This is a genomic window from Enterococcus sp. AZ071 (assembly GCF_050499065.1).
Lineage (GTDB): Bacteria > Bacillota > Bacilli > Lactobacillales > Enterococcaceae > Enterococcus_A > Enterococcus_A ferrettii.
On the sequence record NZ_JBIPAS010000001.1, the window covers coordinates 3,690,557 to 3,707,486 of the forward strand.

The window sequence follows — 16,930 nt, forward strand, 5'->3', positions numbered from 1 at the left end:
AATGTTAGAAATCAGTAAAAAAGAATTTTGGTTTGTTGTAGGGTCACAGCATTTATATGGAGAAGAAGCATTACAAAGCGTGAAAAGCAATGCGGAAACAATCGTCAAGGGTTTAAACGAAAGCGGCAAGATGCGCTATCCAATTGTATTGAAGGAATTAGCAGTAACAGCAGATACCATCACAAACCTCATGAAGGAAGTTAACTATCGTGATGAGGTAGCTGGCGTAATTACATGGATGCATACATTTTCTCCAGCAAAAATGTGGATTCGCGGAACCAAGCTGCTGCAAAAGCCATTGCTGCATTTAGCGACTCAATTTAATGAAAGTATCCCTTGGGAAACAATTGATATGGACTTCATGAATTTAAACCAATCGGCTCATGGCGATCGTGAATATGGCTTCATCAATGCACGCTTGAAAAAGCAAAACCAAATCGTTGTCGGCTATTGGCAAACAGAAAGTGTCCAGTCTCAAATTGCTGATTGGCTGGATGTGGCAGTGGCCTACAACGAAAGCTTCAATATTAAAGTCGCTCGCTTTGGTGATAATATGCGAAATGTAGCGGTAACAGAAGGCGACAAGGTAGAAGCTCAGATTCAATTTGGCTGGGTCGTCGATTATTTTGGGATTGGAGATTTGGTTCAATTCATTGATGCAGTGAAGGAAGAAGAAGTGGAAGCCTTATTTGCCGAATACAAAGAGCTTTATGATTTTGATTACGGCGATTACGATCATGGGACGTGGGAAGCTCATGTGAAGGTACAGGCAAAACAGGAAATCGGCTTGCGACGCTTTTTAGAGGCAGGAAATTACAATGCCTTTAGTTCTAATTTTGAAGATTTGTACGGCATGCAGCAGCTGCCAGGCTTAGCCGTTCAACGATTAATGGCTGAAGGCTATGGGTTTGCTGGAGAAGGCGACTGGAAAACGGCTGCCTTGGATCGTTTGTTAAAGGTGATGGCTAACAACGAAAACACTGGCTTCATGGAAGACTATACGTATGAATTAGCTGCTGGAAAAGAAGCAATTTTGCAGTCTCATATGATGGAGGTCGATCCTACCTTAGCTGTTAACAAACCAAAAATTGTCGTTTCTCCATTATCAATGGGTGATCGTGAAGATCCTGCTCGCTTAGTCTTTGATGGAAAAGCTGGTGATGGCGTCGTGGTTTCCATGGCTGATTTTGGCACTCATTATAAGCTGCTAATCAATGAAGTAGAAGCTTTCGAACCAACTGAGGAGGCTCCGAACTTGCCAGTGGCACGAGTATTATGGAAGGTGAAACCGAATTTCCATGAGGGAGTCGGTGCTTGGATTCGCACAGGCGGTGGGCATCACACCGTGGTTTCATTGAAGCTGACAACTGAACAAATTGAAGCTTGGGCGAAGCTGGTTGATTTAGAATATGTAACGATTAAATAATTCAATCTTAAAAGCTGTTTGTGTAATTAGTTGAGTAGGTTCACTGTTGGAAGCATCTATTTCTGTGCTGCTAACCTCAAGAATGGTTCGGAGATAATTGAGAAAGCTCCTAAAAAAAAGATTCTAAAATAGAAGTTGCCTGAAAAATTCAAACGGAGTGTGCAATCGAATAACTGTAAAAAAATGACAAGAGAGAATAACTGACAGCCTTTTGGCTAGGTTATTTTCTCTCTTTTACGTTTGGTGGGTTGTTCTAACTAATCTACGTAAAGGTAGCTAATTGTACGAATTGTTCCGCAAGGCTAACTTCCAAATAGTAAAAATTTAGTCTATGCTATTTTTAAATTAAAAAAAGCAAAAATATTTGTGCATAAGGTATTGCTAGTCGCGACCAAATATGAATATAATGAAGGGAACACATTTTTCTTCATTATATTTGTAAAAAGAAAAATGGTCAGCTTCATTTTGTCAAACAAGATGAGAAGCGTCTGCTTGCAGTGAATGATGAACACGATTAAGAGTGAGAGATTGTTTACAATAAAGGTTAGTATAGTTCGAATAATGTTAAGAACAGAGGTGTTTGAATGAAAAAGTTATACATAGCGGTCATCGTAAGTATGGGATTATTCTGCTTCATGACGCCAGTTCATGCTGAGCCTAAAGAAGAAACCCAACAGACGATTACCGAATTGCAGGAACGTTTAAGCCAATTGAATGATGAAATTTCGACAACGGTGGTTGAGCAAGAACAACAAGAAAAGAAGAGCCAAGCCTTAACTCAAGAACTCACTATTCAAGAGAAGAAAGTGACGGATATGACAGATAAGCTGACGCAATTGGAAAAAGAAATTCAAGAGCGAGTACGAGCCATTCAACTGAAGGACGCTGATCGGAAAGTGAACTTCTTTCAACTGGAAGGCTGGACAAAGATGCTGAGCTCCATCAAGGGAGTAGAAACGATTCGGCAATCCGATGACGCAAAAGCCAAGGAATATACCGAATTGACTGAGAATCTTACGAAACAGCAAAAAGAGCTGGAGAAAAAACAAGAAGAATATCAAACCGTTCAAGAACAATTACAAACTACGATGGCAACTCAACAGTCTAGTAAAGAACAACTGGAAAAAGAGCTAAAGGATAATGAAGCAGTATTGGCTCAAATACAAGAAGAAGAGCGCAAACAAGAAGAAGCAACGAAGGCGCAACAAGAGGCATTGCTGGAGCAGGTTGTTCTTGGTCAGAACTTTTCTACCAGTGAAGAAGTTTCGGATAAAGCTCAGGCGATCATTTTGTCAGCCAAACAATATCTTGGAGTACCTTATGTTTGGGGAGGTACCACACCGAGCGGCTTTGACTGTAGTGGACTAATGCAATGGGTCTTTGCCCAAAATGGTGTTTCGATTCCACGAGTCAGCCAAGCACAACAGGCGGCAGTGAAGGAAATACCCGTTAGTGAAGTACAGCCAGGCGATTTAGTGTTTTGGGGGAGACCTGCCCACCATGTAGCTTTGTATATTGGGGATGGGTATTTTATTCAAGCGCCGCAGCCAGGTGATGTGGTGAAGATCACCCATACAAGCTGGTACCCGTTTGAAAGTGCTGGAAGAGTGTTATATTAAAAAGAATAATCAAAAGAAGCATCTGCGAAAGGAGTTCTCGATCGCAGATGCTTCTTTGTATTGTGGGAAGCAATGACTCACGAGCTGAGAAGATAGATACATCAAAAATAGGTACGATCATTTTTTTATGTATCTAATAAAAATTATCGTTTTTTTGTTCCGGATAATCTATATAATGTATTAGGGGTTATTGTTGTTTAGAAATAAAAAAAGTCATTCAATAAAGATGAATGGCTAAAAGAATTGATATTATTTCTTAGTTTTTAGAAGACTATGAGATGTTTCGTTAAGTAATTATGTTTATTTATATTTGCGGGTTATTAACTAGTCTAATTATAGATTAACGGTTAGAAATACGCAATATGTTTTATAAAAATAATTAAAATTATTTTTTTGGAATTCTTTACAACAGTTAATAGAAAGAGAATCCCTTGAAAAAGACGGATAGTCTATTTACCGTCAAAACTCCCGTCGCTACTAATAGAAAGGAAGTGAGGATATGCGCAGAGGTGAAAATATCTATCGCCGCAAAGACAAACGCTGGGAAGGTCGTTATCCTAAAGGTAAAAAAGCGAATGGTAAGACTAAATATGGATCGGTGTATGGCAAAACACTCAAGGAAGTTCGTGAGAAGCTGTATCCCTTGAAACTGCACTATCAGTTTATCCAAAATAATTATGGAGAGGCCGCAATTAGCTTTAATGAGTGGGGATATCGGTGGCTGCAGGACATTCAAGCCAGTGTGAAGCAGTCTACCTATGCTAATTATGAACATAAGTTAATTCACTATGTGCTAAATGTACTTGGTGAATATGGATTAAATGAACTAGATGAAGAGTCAGCTGAAAATTTGTTGAGAGCTTTGGAAAAACGAAACCTAAAACCCTCGACGATTCATGCTGTCTTCCGTATTACCAAACAATGTATCAATCTAGCTATTCGGAAAAAAATGATCCATGAGAATCCATTTGCCTTGATACAACTGCCTAAATTAGTAAAAAATAGGAATCAGGCTCTTACGAAGCAGGAACAAAAACGTTTGGAAACTGCTGCTTTGACCTCTAAAAAAGGACAAGGGATTCCAACGCTATTAGCATTACATGCTGGTTTGAGAATTGGCGAGATTTCGGCCCTTACTTGGAAAGACATTGATTTTGAAAATAATCTAATTCATGTTCATTCAACGGTGCAGCGTATTGTTGGTGTATTCAATGGAAAGAAAACGGAGTTAATTTACACGAGTTCGAAAACAGCCTCCTCTACTCGCTTAATTCCTATGAGTCAAACGTTGAAGAACGTCTTGTTGCAGCAGAAACAGCGGATAAAAGGGCAATTTGTTCTTACCAACAAAGAGCAGCCAGTAGAACCTCGGCTGTTAACGTATCATTTTCACCGGATTCGCGAGAAAGCTAATTTATCAACCATTCATTTCCATCAGTTGAGACATACCTTTGCGACACGTTGCCTAGAGAGTCGAGGCGACATCATGAGTGTCAGTGCTCTAATGGGACATAGCTCCACTCAAATGACCTTAGATACATATGCTGGATCCTTAATGGAGCAACGGTTCCAAGTAGTCAGCCAAATGGAAAAGGAAATCATATAAAGCGTTTTCAAAAAGAGGATAACTCGTTTTGGGAAGGACTTTTTTTATATTTTTTAAAGTAAGCGCTCTCTTGGTTAGTCTATTACTAAAGCACAAATTTTCAGGTTTTTGCGACTGGTTTTCTTTCGTTTATAAAAGAATTACCTGAATTGAGTTATTAGTTTGAGAAAATACAATTTTTATGCCGTCAACCGTCGTCAATCGACGGTCTTTTTTTGTTGGTTTGATGGGGATTTTGGGAGGTTTCATAGTCTTCTAAAGACTATGAAAGAAGAGCTGTTTTTTTATGCTCTCTAAAAGTATAGATGAAACAAAGAAAATTATCAAAAATCAGTATTTAGGGGTCAATGGATAGAGGAGGGAATGTATGTTTGGTTTCGGTAAACAGAAGAAGGATGCTTATCAGGAAACGAATCAAGATGAATATTTTTACGATGAGTATGACGAAGGCTATGAGGATGATTATGGGTATGATTCTTATCCTGAAGAAGAATATGAACGTCCGGCAGAAAATTATCGGGAGTATGATCGTGGAGAACGTCGCTCACGCAGGAGAACAGAAGCGCCAATGGATGAGCGCTATGATGACCGCCAGTGTGGAGAATCGGAACCAATGCGAGCACCAGCTCATGAAGAAGAGCAGCCTCAAAGACAGGAATCATCGCTATACCAAGAGATTGAGCGACTAGAAGAAACGGTAGCTCAGTTGAAGCATCAGTTAGAAGTCAAACAATCAGAAATGAGCTTGATGGCAACTACCTTGTCAGAGAAGGATCAAGCTCTTCAGAAGCAACAAGAAAAAGAAGACCAGTTACAAAAGGAAAAGCAAGCCGAATTGGAGAATTTGGAGTTTGAAAAGAACAGTGAAATTCAAGAATTGTCGAGACAGGTGGAACAGCTGAAAGCTGACTTGAAAGATAGTCAAACCAATCAAACAGAAGCGTTGATTCAAGCTCGCCGACAAGTCGAAGAGCTAAAACAAACGCAAAAAGAAAATGAAGAGATGAAGGCTGAACTGGCTACGATTCTGATTGAAACCAAAAAACAGGAACGAGCGATTTTAGAACGGGCAGAGTATGAGGCTAAAGGAATTCGCAGCCAAGCCGAACAGGAAGCGCACCAGGTCATTAATGATGCATCGTTGGAGTTGAGAGTCATGAAGCAGGAAATCAGAAATTACCGTAAACGTCTGCGTTCGGTGCAAGAAGAAACCACCCAATTTTTTGTACGTCTGTTAGCCAACAGCGATGCATTATTGGAAGACGAATAGAAGAGGGGAGCTTTCCGATGAAGCAATCGCAGAATCAACTCGCCCTTTATCCAACACCAGCTCCTACTATGCAGGAAGAGCTAATCACACAACCATTATTAGAAGAAATCGAAAGAGCCTGTGAATACTTGTATGCCCCACATGGCAGCTTGAATGACGACCAACGAGAAAAGATCTACCAGCATTTTGAACAATTATTTCGCTTAATGAACAGCAGTTATCATCTTGAGTTATTACTTGTTCCAGGAACCTTAAATTGGAAAGCCTTTTGGCAAGCATTGCATCAATTCTTTCCTCAGTTTGCTTGGTTGAAGGCTCAGACTGAAGAACCAAAATATGGTCGGCAGGTGTATCGCTTTGATTTTGTACCATTGGTTTTCAGAGAAACAGGCTTTCCCTTTGCGATTCATTTAGAGGATAGCCTAAATCAGCAGTTTCCAACAGCGACCGAGAATACTTTGGAACGAGCAGAGCAGTTGTTGCTGGAGTTAGCTGAGCAGCACTTCTCGGAAGGCATTGTTCAAGAAAAGTTGTTGGGAAACGAAAAATTGCTGGAACATACAGAGAAAAAGTTTCAGAACTCAGCGGTATCAACAGATCGTGTACAAAAAGAAGAAGTACGTCAAGAAAGCCAAAGCAAAGCTCGTCTGCGAGCAGTTAACCAAAAACTAGAGTTAGTGATTGAAAAACTGGAACTTTCGATGCTTTACAGTGGGATTCAATATTTTGATCAAAAAAGCGCGGAAGAAAGTGATTGGGATAGGCGAATCAAGATCAGTTTACGAGAGTACACCTATTTGCTTCAGAAGGCTCGCTTCTTAGAACAGATGTGGCATCTAAACGGGGAGCTGATTAACAAATCTGAAAAGATGACAGTCACCGGCAATAAATTGGTTTACGAACGAGATCAGGTGAAACAGATTAAGGCGAATCTTTCCGCACGAGATATTCACTTTGTGTTATACGAGTGCCAAGTGATTGAATCCCGTGCAAAGATTCACGCGCGACCTTGGTTTAGAAAACCTTTCGTGAAGCTGATGAAAATGGATTATGAGAACTTACTAAGCAAAGCTGCTTACTTTGATCTCTTACAAGGAGAAAATTCATTGATGGAACGAATGGTTCGGGAACAACAGGATGCACCAGTCAAAGAAGCCCAGGAGGTTGGCTGAGGTCGGAAATTTAAATGGCCACTAGCTTCAAAGTTGGCTGGACTGTTTGTGCTTTGCTATTTCCTTTTTCTTGGCAGCTTTCGGATGTACTACTGGCTATATCCTAGATACTTTGTCAGTGGCGAATCAATGAATCCTACCTATTGGGAACAAGAGATCGTTCAAGTAAAAGCTCATCATAAGCCGAAACGTTTCGATGTAGTCGTGTTACATCCTCCAGATGCACCAAGTGAGTTGTATTTGAAACGAGTAATTGGTTTGCCAGGGGAACGGATTGATTATCAAAAGGGTCAACTCTTTGTTAACCATGAACGAGTGATTGACGATTTTGCCTATCGAACGGAAGAGTTTAGTTGGGATAGCTTGTCGAATAAAGCAATTCCCAAAGGATATTACTTTGTTCTAGGGGATAATCGTACCATTTCTAAAGATAGTCGAATCTTTGGACTGGTCTCAGAAAAACAAATTTTAGGCATTGTCCAAGAGGGGAACAATAGGGAATGAAGTCATTACAGGAAAAAATTGAATGGTATACCTTTTGGTACTGGATTTATTGGCTCTTCTCTTTAGTAGTACTGTTAGGAGTCGTTGTATTAGGGATTTTCTTTTATTTTACTGATTTTCAAGAAGTCGTTACGGTTAGCCAGCTTTTCTTACTACTGTTATTAATGCTGTTAGCTGTTTATTTACGAATAACTGCTTTGCATTATCATGGTGTTCTTTTGAAACTGCAACAGATGACAGCTAAAACGAGAAGACCTAGAGGACAACCGCGATCACATCCTCAGGAAAGGCTGAAGTCCAATGAACGGTAGATTCTTACTGTCTTGTTTTGGGGTAAGCATTTGTTTGTTTACTATCTACCAGACACAGATCGTATCAGCAGAGGTGAAGGAGTCCGTTGCTTCAATTTCACAACAGGAAACAATGCCAAGTACGGTGGTTAGTTCTAATAGTTGTGCAGCCCAGGAATCCATTGAATCAACGATGTCTTTTGAGACTTCTTCTATAGAAGAAAACAAGAGTAGCAAAACGAAAGAATCAGCTGCCTTAAGTTCAATTGAACAAAAGAAAACAACAGAAGAGTCCCTTACTTCTGCCTCAGCTGTTTTAGAAACAACCACTGTTAAGGTTCAGACAGCATTACCTGCCAAAAAGGTAGAAGAAAACTATCAGTTCTCTGTCAGTAAGAATCAAACGACCGAAGCCTTCATTCAACTTATAGGGGAAGAGGCGCAAGTGATTGCTTGGCAGGAAGAGTTGTATGCTTCGGTCATGATTGCTCAGGCTATTTTAGAAACAGGGTCAGGCAACAGCAAATTGGCTCAACCGCCTTATCATAATCTGTTTGGGATCAAGGGAAGTTATCAAGGCAAACAGGTGTCTTTCAAAACACAGGAAGATAAAGGGGATGGGGAGCTCTATACAATCCAATCTGCTTTTCGGCAGTACCCAAGCTATAAAGAATCTTTGGAAGATTATGCAGCACTTTTGAGAAAAGGAATTTCTGGAAATGCTGGTTTTTATCAGGAAACTTGGAAATCAAATGCTGCAACTTATCAAGAAGCCGCAAAAGCGTTAACCGGGAAATATGCGACGGATACAACCTATGATAAGAAACTGGTTACGTTGATCGAAGCATACAATTTAACGATCTATGACAAAGATCCAGCGAGAAGTGTTGAAGCAGAGAAAGAACAACCAACTGATAATCCCGTGGGATTAGAAGATCGTTCAGAAGAACAACCAACAGTTGAAGAATCTAATGAAACTGGTGAACAACCAATTATTGTCAATGAGACAACACAGTCAGCAGTAATCATTCCACCGACTGCCCAACGACCAGCTAAACAGCTGTATGGCAATCGAAGTGTCCAATGAAAGAAGGGGAACTATGTCGAAACAACGTGAATATCGGGATCATGACTACGAATTTGACGAATCGTCGTATCGTGACCGCGCCCCTTCTAATCGCATACCGCCTAGAAGAAACGAGTATTACGAAGAGGACTACGATGATCGGAGATCCTATCCACCTCAACAACCGATTAATCGAGGACGAGAAGGTGGTTATTCACGGCATGGCGTCCCGCCTGCACGAGGTTCTTATTCACATCGGGGGGCGCCAGAGCGATATGGAAATTCGCGACCAAATAACTATGGTTATGAACGAGAACGGATGGTTCCACCAAGACCGCGGCTTCAACGACCAAGACCTGTCCAACAAGGAGCACCACCACTGCAAGTGGCAAAGAAATCCACGAATCGCAAGATTTTCCTGTTCGTGTATAACCTGTTCTTTTACACGCTAACGATTGGCATTTTACTCAGTTCCTTGATGTTTGCCTTCAGTGAGAAGTCCGATGCCGCGATCTTTGGCTATCGTTTCTATCAAGTCTTGACCAATTCAATGGCGCCGCAACCAGATTCACCTTCAAGAGGCTTCTATGCGGGAGATATTGTATTGGTAAAAATGGCGGATGGCAGTCAAGTCAAAGAAAACGACATTGTTACATTCCAAGTTGGAGATGGTGATCGTTACTTAACCCATAGAATGGTAGAGCGGTTAGACGAATTAAACGGGGAAAAGGGTGATTATATTGTCACCAAAGGGGACGCCAACAACAGTAAGGACCCACCGATTTCCGCAGATAGAATCTACGGGAAAGTAGCCTTTGTGATTCCTAAGATGGGCAATGTTCTAAACTTTGTACAGGAAAATCTGTGGCTATGTTTAGTGTGTGTGGTATCCACATTCGGCTTCTTCCTGGTTCTTAAGGCCTATTTTCTACAACCAGAACCAGTGAGACGGTCAATGAAACAAACGAAATATCCAAGAGGGGTATAACTGCTTGTTTGTACAAGTATTTATATAAATAGTAAAAAAGGATGTATAGGAGGAAAAAGGAATGAAGAAGAATAGTAAGAAGAAAAAGCTGATGGCTGCAGCAGCAGCTTTAGCGTTAATCGCAGCCATCTCGGGGACGTTTGCCTGGATCACTGCACAGGATCAACGGATTAACCGGGCAGAATCCGCAGCAGTAAGCGACAACAGCGTAACGGTAAAGGAAACATGGGAACCAAAACCATTGGTACCAGGAACCGAAGCAACGAAAGAGGTTGCCGTATCTAACACAGGTACAGCAAGTGTATTTGTTCGCGTATCTTACGAAGAAGTGTTGAAGCATTTGGATAAATTGGGTGCAGAAAAGTATGATGCAAGCTCAGTTACTGGTGCAAAATACACGTATGTAGCGAACGATTCAGGCTTGAACAAACATATGCCAATCAACTTCAATGGGGATCAGACATACAAAGATGGTTTTGTTCAAGTGCCAGCTGCTCAAATTACTGGGTTGGCAACACCAGCAGATGACAATGTGAAGCTATTGGTCAAAGGTGGAAAAACGATCGATGCAGTTACTGGTGCTGAAAAAATCAGTTATGAAGCAAAACTAATGCATGAATATTTCACTCATCCAGATAATAGCACGCTAAATCCTGGGGATCCAACTTATGACGCAAGCAAAAATAAATACCAATCGATGACATTCAATATCACAGTTGCTAATGAAAACAACAAATTGGATGCCAAAGACTGGAACTTTGCATTGACCAGTGTGAAATACGGCTACTATGAAAATGGGTACAAGAATACAACTGTCAACTGGGCAAAATCTTCTTTACCAGATGAAGACGGTGCAGCAACTGGCCGTGCATTGATCGGAACAGACGGTGTTCGTTACAGTGTGGATTACGACTATACCTTTGGTGGTTTAGGCTATGCTGCCGCTACAGACCTACCAGCAGTTACACCTGCAACTGTTGCCGATCAAATCCCAACAGTAACTGGTAAAAACGGCGTTCAAGCAGATGTAAAAGGCTTGAGTAAGAGTGAAATTCGTATTGGTTACAGTGCAGATGTTACAGATATTGCTACTTTAGGCAGTGACAAGTGGGTTTACAACAAAGACGATGGCTGGTTCTATTACACTGTTCCAGTAAAATCTGGCGAAACAACGAAGAACTTATTGGAAAAACTAGTCTTTGAAAGTGGGATGGGTACAGAATACACCAATGCATCTTATGACTTAGTGGTGAAAATGGAAGCAGTCCAAGCCAATGCCGATGCATTAACTGATTCAGCAGGTTGGGAATTAGGCGGCGGTTCAACACCAACAGGCGATACGTTAGCAATTGTGACCAAACTTAAAGCAGGCATCTAAGCCATGCGCACGCCATGAAAAGAAGGGAGAAGTGACAGAGGTTGAGAAAGCTTATCGTATTAGCAAGCAGCATCCTGTGTTTCTGTTTCTTCTTTTGCGGCATGTCCACCGTGTACGCGGCAAAAGCACTTCCCTCCGGCATGGTGATCGGTGATTCCGATGGTATGTATGCCACCTCTGAGGGAGAATACTACATTGACTTAGTGGATATTCTCCCCGGAGATGTTTTTGAAAAAGAAATAACGATTCGCAGTTTGGATCTGGAAACCCCCTTCTCTTTAGGAATGTTAGTCGAAGAGATCGACTCTACTGGTTCGGTTGACTGGAAGAATCATATCACGATGACCATGGTTCTAGATGGTAAAGAAATTTATCAGGGTCCCTTATTAGGGGATGCCAATCGTGACTGGAGTAAAACGCCCTTGGAATTGGGTGTTTGTACCTATGGGACAGATAAAATCATGCATGCGACGTTTACTATCGATTCTAGTTTAACCAATGAGAATTTGAGTGAAAAAAGTACGTTGAATTTTATTTGGAATTTTGTGGGTACCAAGGATCAATCACCTGCTCCTACACCACCAACCAAACCAACGAAGCCAACCGAACCTTCAACAGAGCCAACGGTACCAAGTACTCCCCCCAGCAGTTCAGATCAACTGCCAGCGACTGGTCAAGGAATACCGACCGCACGCAAGCTGTTGCCACAAACTGGTGAAGAATTGGTCTATCTATTTCTGACCGGGCTGTTGCTGGTATTGATTGTCTTGTTCTTATGGAAAAAGCGCCAAGAGGAGGAGCAGGAATGAACCAAAAGGAAAAACGAAAACATTTGTTTCAGACTTTTGTCCGCAGTAAGGGCCTGTTCGCCTGCTTTTCTCTGGTGTTAAGTCTGTTATTAATAGTAGGCAGTACCTATGCGTGGATTACTTCCACAGATGAACGGGTGAATCGAACGGATGCCAATCAACGAAAGTTGTCGGCGATTGTAGAAGAAGATTTTAATCAAGTCTTCCACTGGTCCCCTGGAACAACAAAGGAAAAAAATGTTCGGGTACGAAATACCGGAGAAATGCCAACGATTGTTCGTATTTCACTAAAAGAATTCTTCGTAGGGTTTGAGACCGATGCAACAGACAATCATGGTGCTGGTGATGGCAACGGGAATTTAAAAGAATTCGGCACCCCCAGTGCAACAACAATTGATGTGAAGAAAACCAATACATGGATAGTTGGCAATACTTATGGAGTTAGTGCGAACAAGCATTACAAGGCATCTATCGCTTTAGTAGATCAGACGTATCCCTACAAAGGAACAAGAGCAACTCCTTTACCAGCAATTGAGCTGAACTTCCAAGCAGGAAAAGTCTTTGATCAAGGAACACCGCCGACTGTCAGTGACATCAACTATTGGTATTACGAGAAGGGGTATTTCTATTATTCTGAGGTCCTGCAACCAACAGAGGTTACGCCTAATTTGTTAGACAGCGTGTCACTGAACGCAACATACGCCAATCAACACAAAGGAGCCCTCTATAAATTGGTTCCAGAAATGGATGCACACGATATCACCCGAGGACTACTTTCGGATTGGTCAATCACTAGTAGTGACTACGCATACAGTATGTATCAATCAAAGCTGGATGGCACAAACTAAACAAGGAGGAATGAGAGATGCAAAAAAGACAACGGCGACAGTTGATTTATCTCATTGCCCTAATAGGGTGTATCCTCCTGTTAGTTGGTGGAAGCTATTTTGTCTATGCAGCAATGACAGCAACAGATAAAAAGGAAAATAATTTTCAAATTGGACAGGTAGAAACAAAATTAGAAGAGGCTTTTGATACAACGATTACAGAAATCCCCAAAAACCAATCAGTTGGAAAAGACGTAACCATCGAAAATGTGGGAACGGTCAATCAATTTGTTCGAGTAATGGTTTTGCCAGAAGTTTGGACCAGTGTAGCTGGTGATACGAACAACAAGCAAGTCCTTCCTTTAGTTATTGGAACAGATTTAGTATTGGAAAATTTGAATACGAGTGATTGGAAGGACGGCGGGGATGGGTATTACTATTACATCAAAGAAGCCTTAGTACCGAAAAAGCCCACAACTAGTTTGTTTACATCTATCAAATTGTCCAACAGTTTGAGTGACCGTTACCATGACGCGGAGTTCACCTTGTCTCTAAAAGTAGAAACAATTAATTGTAATGAGAAGACCTATCGCCAAGCTTGGTGGCATGGAAAGACGCCAACCGATCAGCCGTTAAAAGCGATTGATGATGCGTTAAAAAGTAAGGTAGACAATTAGGGATACAAAGAGAACTTGTATCCCTTTATCTCAAATAAGCAGCACTCATGAGGTGAGTGTTTTAAACTAAAGCACTGAGCTGATAAGTGCTACAAAGCTGAAACAGGCAATTTTATTCAACGGAGGTGTAGCATGAAAAATACAAAAAAGAAAAATAGTATAGTGATAATTAGTTTAATGATGCTTGGTCTGTTAGCAGGTATTTTTTTCGTGAATAATCAACAACCAGTGAAAAAAGTAAAGGCAGATACATCCGATAGTGTAACCTTGGATTACGATGATGTAAATTACAAATACGTTGTGCCTGCTGATGCGACAGGTCTAGGTGGAGTGGACGACTTACCCGTTGATAAAGGCTGGTTTCAAGATACCGCTTTACTACCAAGCTTGTCTAAAAATGTAATTAATACATATACAAGTGATGTAGATGATGCAGCTGTTTATATAGGTACATTAAGTGATGGTTCTATAATGTTCCAAAGTAATTCTAGAAGTGAGGCTGTGACAAATTTTCCTAAAGATACTTTCGTTTTTAGAAGCTCTATGATTAAGACAGACTCAGAAGGTAAACGAATTGATCAGGCTTATATAGCTACAGGTGAGCCTAGCTATACGCCAGATATAGATGATACAACAGCTGCTTTAGAATCTGCTCGAGATACTGCTTTGATAGCCTTGGAAGCTGATAGTCAAATCATAGGTAAATATTATGGAACTCGACCAAGCGAGCATGCAGACCAGCACTATATTTATCAATTCGATGCAGCAACAATGTCAGGCTTTGAATGGGAAAAATTTAAAATGCCTAACAGCATAAACTATGTTATCTCCAATATTCGACCCATTCCCAACCAAAGTGACGGCAAACTTTATGTAACAAATGGTGGAACGGTAGTACCTCCAACCCAAGTAGCCACTAGGGATAGTTTCGAATTATATGAGTACAATGCAGGAGGAAAAAGTATTGAAGAGACTGGTATAATATTTCAATTAGATACTTATCAACAAATGGTGGGAATAACACCTATTGTAGATATTCAGATAAGCTTTAGTGACATTAGACGATATGGCGATCATTATATTCTCTCAGTCCGTTATGGAAGCTATATTGAGCAGGTACCCGCTGTGCAGTACATTTATAAGTTAGATGCTTTGAACGGCAACCAAATAAGTCGTATGCAAGTTTCCGATCGGAGTGATACTGCAAAATCGGGAAATCTTATTAAAGGGTTGTCGGATGCTGATCCTTCTTCCTACTACTATATGGATTATAGCGATAATCAAGCGCTATTGCAGAAGCTAAATCCAGAGACGTTCAAATCAGACACAGTAAAGGAATTTCCGGAGGGAACAACGGTTCAGGATATTACTAAATATACAAATGGGAATGGCGAAAATGAATATAATATTTATATGACAGTCAACACACAGGCAGCATCTGATCCGATGTTTAGTGGATATCTTAATAGTTCGGGGATTGCTTTTGGGATATTGGATAAGGACTTCGAATTGAAAAACTTAAGAGGACTCTCTGCAACCGGTAGCTTGGCACTGGCTTCGTTTGAACCAATACCGAAAACTGAAAATTACGCCATAGCTGGTTCTGCTTCAACGGACAGTGATTTTGTTACTGGTCCATTCAACAACAAAAGGCCTGGAGCGAGTAGAGCCGCTTTCTATGGGATTTTGACTTTAGAAAAAGATTATTCTCCTGGAATCAAATTCACTAAAGACAATATTCTAATTGACTTAGATGACACAGAAGAAGACATCGAAAACAAGTTGTTGGATGGAATTGATGTAATCGATAAGTATGATTTTTCATCGAACAATATCTCAGGTCAGAAGGATGAAGCCTGGTTAAAAGCCAGAATCAATCGAAATCCTCGACGAATCAATTACACGGCGCCTGTCGGACAACAATTTCCAGCCATTGATTGGAAAACATTAGGCTTTGACAAAACCAAAACAGGTCCGCAAAAGGTCAAGTTCTTTGTGTCAGATGGCTCTTTACAATCCTCCAGTATCTCAAGATGGATAAACAAAATAGGAACGGAAACAATTATAGATGATGATGATAAGTATGCATTGGATGCTCAGAATTTCCATGTTCCGTTAGAGAATATTGATACAACTATTCCAGATGCCGACAAATTCAAGGAATTTGCGAAGACAATGGCTTGGAGTCTTACTAAGCATGGGATTAGTGACGGAGATCAAGGCGGAGGATTGGATGAGGATGGGAAGGATTCTAGTAAATTATCTGGAAAAGTGACTGTAAATGCCGCCCAGTTGAAAGCTCTCCGTGAGGCGACAACCGCTAAACCCTATCCGGTAGACGTTACGTATAAACCTGAATCAGGAATTGAAATAACCAATCGAGTTTGGGCATTTGTGACTACGAAGAATACGCTGCCCAATAGTGCCGTAAATCCAGAAGTAACGCCGGTAGATACCAATGGCGTAGTCTATTATGCGGATGAATACACTCTTCCATACCGACTGCGGACAACGCAAACAAACAATGAAGTAGTAAAAAATGGAAAAGTGAAGGTCTATGACTATTTCGATGCAACCCATGAAACTTCAGCAGAACTGCCTACCTTGGCAGACGCAACCAAAAATGCCAATAAATTAGTCGTTGATTTACCACCCATTCATAGTGCTTTAGCTCCTGGAAAGGCGACACCGTCTGTTACGTACAAGTGGGATGGTCCAGTGGATTCCCATCACAAAGATGGCTCGATAGCAGGCAATGAAACGGTAGGACATTTGGATGTTAATCTGACTGGAAATATACTCTTCCATATCCGACAGGTAGTGTTGAATGAATCCAATGAGATTGTGGTTCCAACAGAGAGTTATATAGATGTTCACACGATTCTTAATAATAGTGGCAGTCCCATTGTAGATCCAGATTATCGAGCGAATTTGACAGGGAAATCGGAAGTGTTGGCGAACAAACCTGCTTTCACAGATTTTACTGTGGGTATTGATCAACTGACCGATTTATCCGATCAGGTTCAGCTGTCCGTTGTAGTGCCGGAATTTTATAACTATTTAGGCTACTATCAGACGACACAACAAACCGATGCGAGTGGGCAAAGCCATGAGAACAACACGAGCTATACAGCTGGATGGCTTCAAATAAATAAAAATATGTTACTCCAGGATGAAGAATTCTGGGTTACGATGTACATTCAACCCAATGTAGATGGTCAAGATAATCCGACTACTCCACAGCCCTACAGCTGGGATTATAAGAAGAATGACTTAGGAAAAATAAAAACGAAGTAAA

14 protein-coding genes are annotated in these 16,930 nt (G+C 40.9%); all 14 read left to right on the plus strand.

Features of this window, described 5'->3' with window-relative positions; all coding sequences use genetic code 11:
* Position 1: 1 nt before the first annotated feature.
* Positions 2-1,426, plus strand: a complete 1,425-nt coding sequence (gene araA, locus IGI49_RS17855) for an L-arabinose isomerase (protein WP_429962787.1) — start codon at positions 2-4, stop codon at positions 1,424-1,426.
* A 584-nt stretch (positions 1,427-2,010) separates the two neighbouring features.
* Positions 2,011-3,045, plus strand: coding sequence for an NlpC/P60 family protein (locus tag IGI49_RS17860; RefSeq protein ID WP_429962788.1), 1,035 nt, complete (start codon positions 2,011-2,013; stop codon positions 3,043-3,045).
* 499 nt (positions 3,046-3,544) lie between these two features.
* Entirely contained in the window at positions 3,545-4,651 is a 1,107-nt protein-coding gene (locus IGI49_RS17865; RefSeq protein ID WP_429962789.1) for a tyrosine-type recombinase/integrase, read from the plus strand.
* A 367-nt stretch (positions 4,652-5,018) separates the two neighbouring features.
* The gene (locus IGI49_RS17870) at positions 5,019-5,921 is read left to right on the plus strand and encodes a hypothetical protein (protein WP_429962790.1); all 903 of its coding nucleotides are present in this window, start codon (positions 5,019-5,021) and stop codon (positions 5,919-5,921) included.
* A gap of 17 nt (positions 5,922-5,938) precedes the next feature.
* Positions 5,939-7,093: a hypothetical protein gene (locus IGI49_RS17875; protein WP_429962791.1), complete on the plus strand. Its 1,155-nt coding sequence runs from the start codon at positions 5,939-5,941 to the stop codon at positions 7,091-7,093.
* A gap of 42 nt (positions 7,094-7,135) precedes the next feature.
* On the plus strand, positions 7,136-7,597 hold the full coding sequence (gene lepB / locus IGI49_RS17880; protein WP_429964939.1) for a signal peptidase I: 462 nt from the start codon (positions 7,136-7,138) through the stop codon (positions 7,595-7,597).
* A complete protein-coding gene (locus IGI49_RS17885; RefSeq protein WP_429962792.1) occupies positions 7,594-7,908 on the plus strand; it encodes a hypothetical protein in 315 nt (104 codons plus the stop codon). Before lepB ends, IGI49_RS17885 begins: the two co-directional genes overlap by 4 nt.
* A complete protein-coding gene (locus tag IGI49_RS17890; protein WP_429962793.1) occupies positions 7,898-8,974 on the plus strand; it encodes a glucosaminidase domain-containing protein in 1,077 nt (358 codons plus the stop codon). Before IGI49_RS17885 ends, IGI49_RS17890 begins: the two co-directional genes overlap by 11 nt.
* 13 nt (positions 8,975-8,987) lie before the next feature.
* On the plus strand, positions 8,988-9,941 hold the full coding sequence (locus IGI49_RS17895) for a signal peptidase I (protein ID WP_429962794.1): 954 nt from the start codon (positions 8,988-8,990) through the stop codon (positions 9,939-9,941).
* Between the two features lie 61 nt (positions 9,942-10,002).
* On the plus strand, positions 10,003-11,319 hold the full coding sequence (locus IGI49_RS17900; protein ID WP_429962795.1) for a hypothetical protein: 1,317 nt from the start codon (positions 10,003-10,005) through the stop codon (positions 11,317-11,319).
* Positions 11,320-11,360: 41 nt separating this feature from the next.
* Entirely contained in the window at positions 11,361-12,128 is a 768-nt protein-coding gene (locus IGI49_RS17905) for an LPXTG cell wall anchor domain-containing protein (protein ID WP_429962796.1), read from the plus strand.
* Positions 12,125-12,976 (plus strand): BsaA family SipW-dependent biofilm matrix protein, encoded by an 852-nt coding sequence (locus tag IGI49_RS17910; protein WP_429962797.1) that lies wholly within the window; start codon positions 12,125-12,127, stop codon positions 12,974-12,976. The genes IGI49_RS17905 and IGI49_RS17910 overlap by 4 nt, the downstream gene beginning before the upstream one ends.
* Before the next feature lie 17 nt (positions 12,977-12,993).
* Positions 12,994-13,632, plus strand: coding sequence for a hypothetical protein (locus IGI49_RS17915; protein ID WP_429962798.1), 639 nt, complete (start codon positions 12,994-12,996; stop codon positions 13,630-13,632).
* A 132-nt stretch (positions 13,633-13,764) separates the two neighbouring features.
* Entirely contained in the window at positions 13,765-16,929 is a 3,165-nt protein-coding gene (locus IGI49_RS17920; protein WP_429962799.1) for a hypothetical protein, read from the plus strand.
* Position 16,930: the final 1 nt, after the last annotated feature.

Coding starts and splice junctions, on each gene's coding strand:
- IGI49_RS17890 (WP_429962793.1), top strand. CDS start 7,898: ATGAACGGTAGATTCTTACTGTCTTGTTTTGGGGTAAGCATTTGTTTG.
- IGI49_RS17920 (WP_429962799.1), top strand. CDS start 13,765: ATGAAAAATACAAAAAAGAAAAATAGTATAGTGATAATTAGTTTAATG.
- IGI49_RS17895 (WP_429962794.1), top strand. CDS start 8,988: ATGTCGAAACAACGTGAATATCGGGATCATGACTACGAATTTGACGAA.
- IGI49_RS17860 (WP_429962788.1), top strand. CDS start 2,011: ATGAAAAAGTTATACATAGCGGTCATCGTAAGTATGGGATTATTCTGC.
- IGI49_RS17875 (WP_429962791.1), top strand. CDS start 5,939: ATGAAGCAATCGCAGAATCAACTCGCCCTTTATCCAACACCAGCTCCT.
- IGI49_RS17865 (WP_429962789.1), top strand. CDS start 3,545: ATGCGCAGAGGTGAAAATATCTATCGCCGCAAAGACAAACGCTGGGAA.
- IGI49_RS17900 (WP_429962795.1), top strand. CDS start 10,003: ATGAAGAAGAATAGTAAGAAGAAAAAGCTGATGGCTGCAGCAGCAGCT.
- IGI49_RS17915 (WP_429962798.1), top strand. CDS start 12,994: ATGCAAAAAAGACAACGGCGACAGTTGATTTATCTCATTGCCCTAATA.
- araA (WP_429962787.1), top strand. CDS start 2: ATGTTAGAAATCAGTAAAAAAGAATTTTGGTTTGTTGTAGGGTCACAG.
- IGI49_RS17870 (WP_429962790.1), top strand. CDS start 5,019: ATGTTTGGTTTCGGTAAACAGAAGAAGGATGCTTATCAGGAAACGAAT.
- IGI49_RS17910 (WP_429962797.1), top strand. CDS start 12,125: ATGAACCAAAAGGAAAAACGAAAACATTTGTTTCAGACTTTTGTCCGC.
- IGI49_RS17885 (WP_429962792.1), top strand. CDS start 7,594: ATGAAGTCATTACAGGAAAAAATTGAATGGTATACCTTTTGGTACTGG.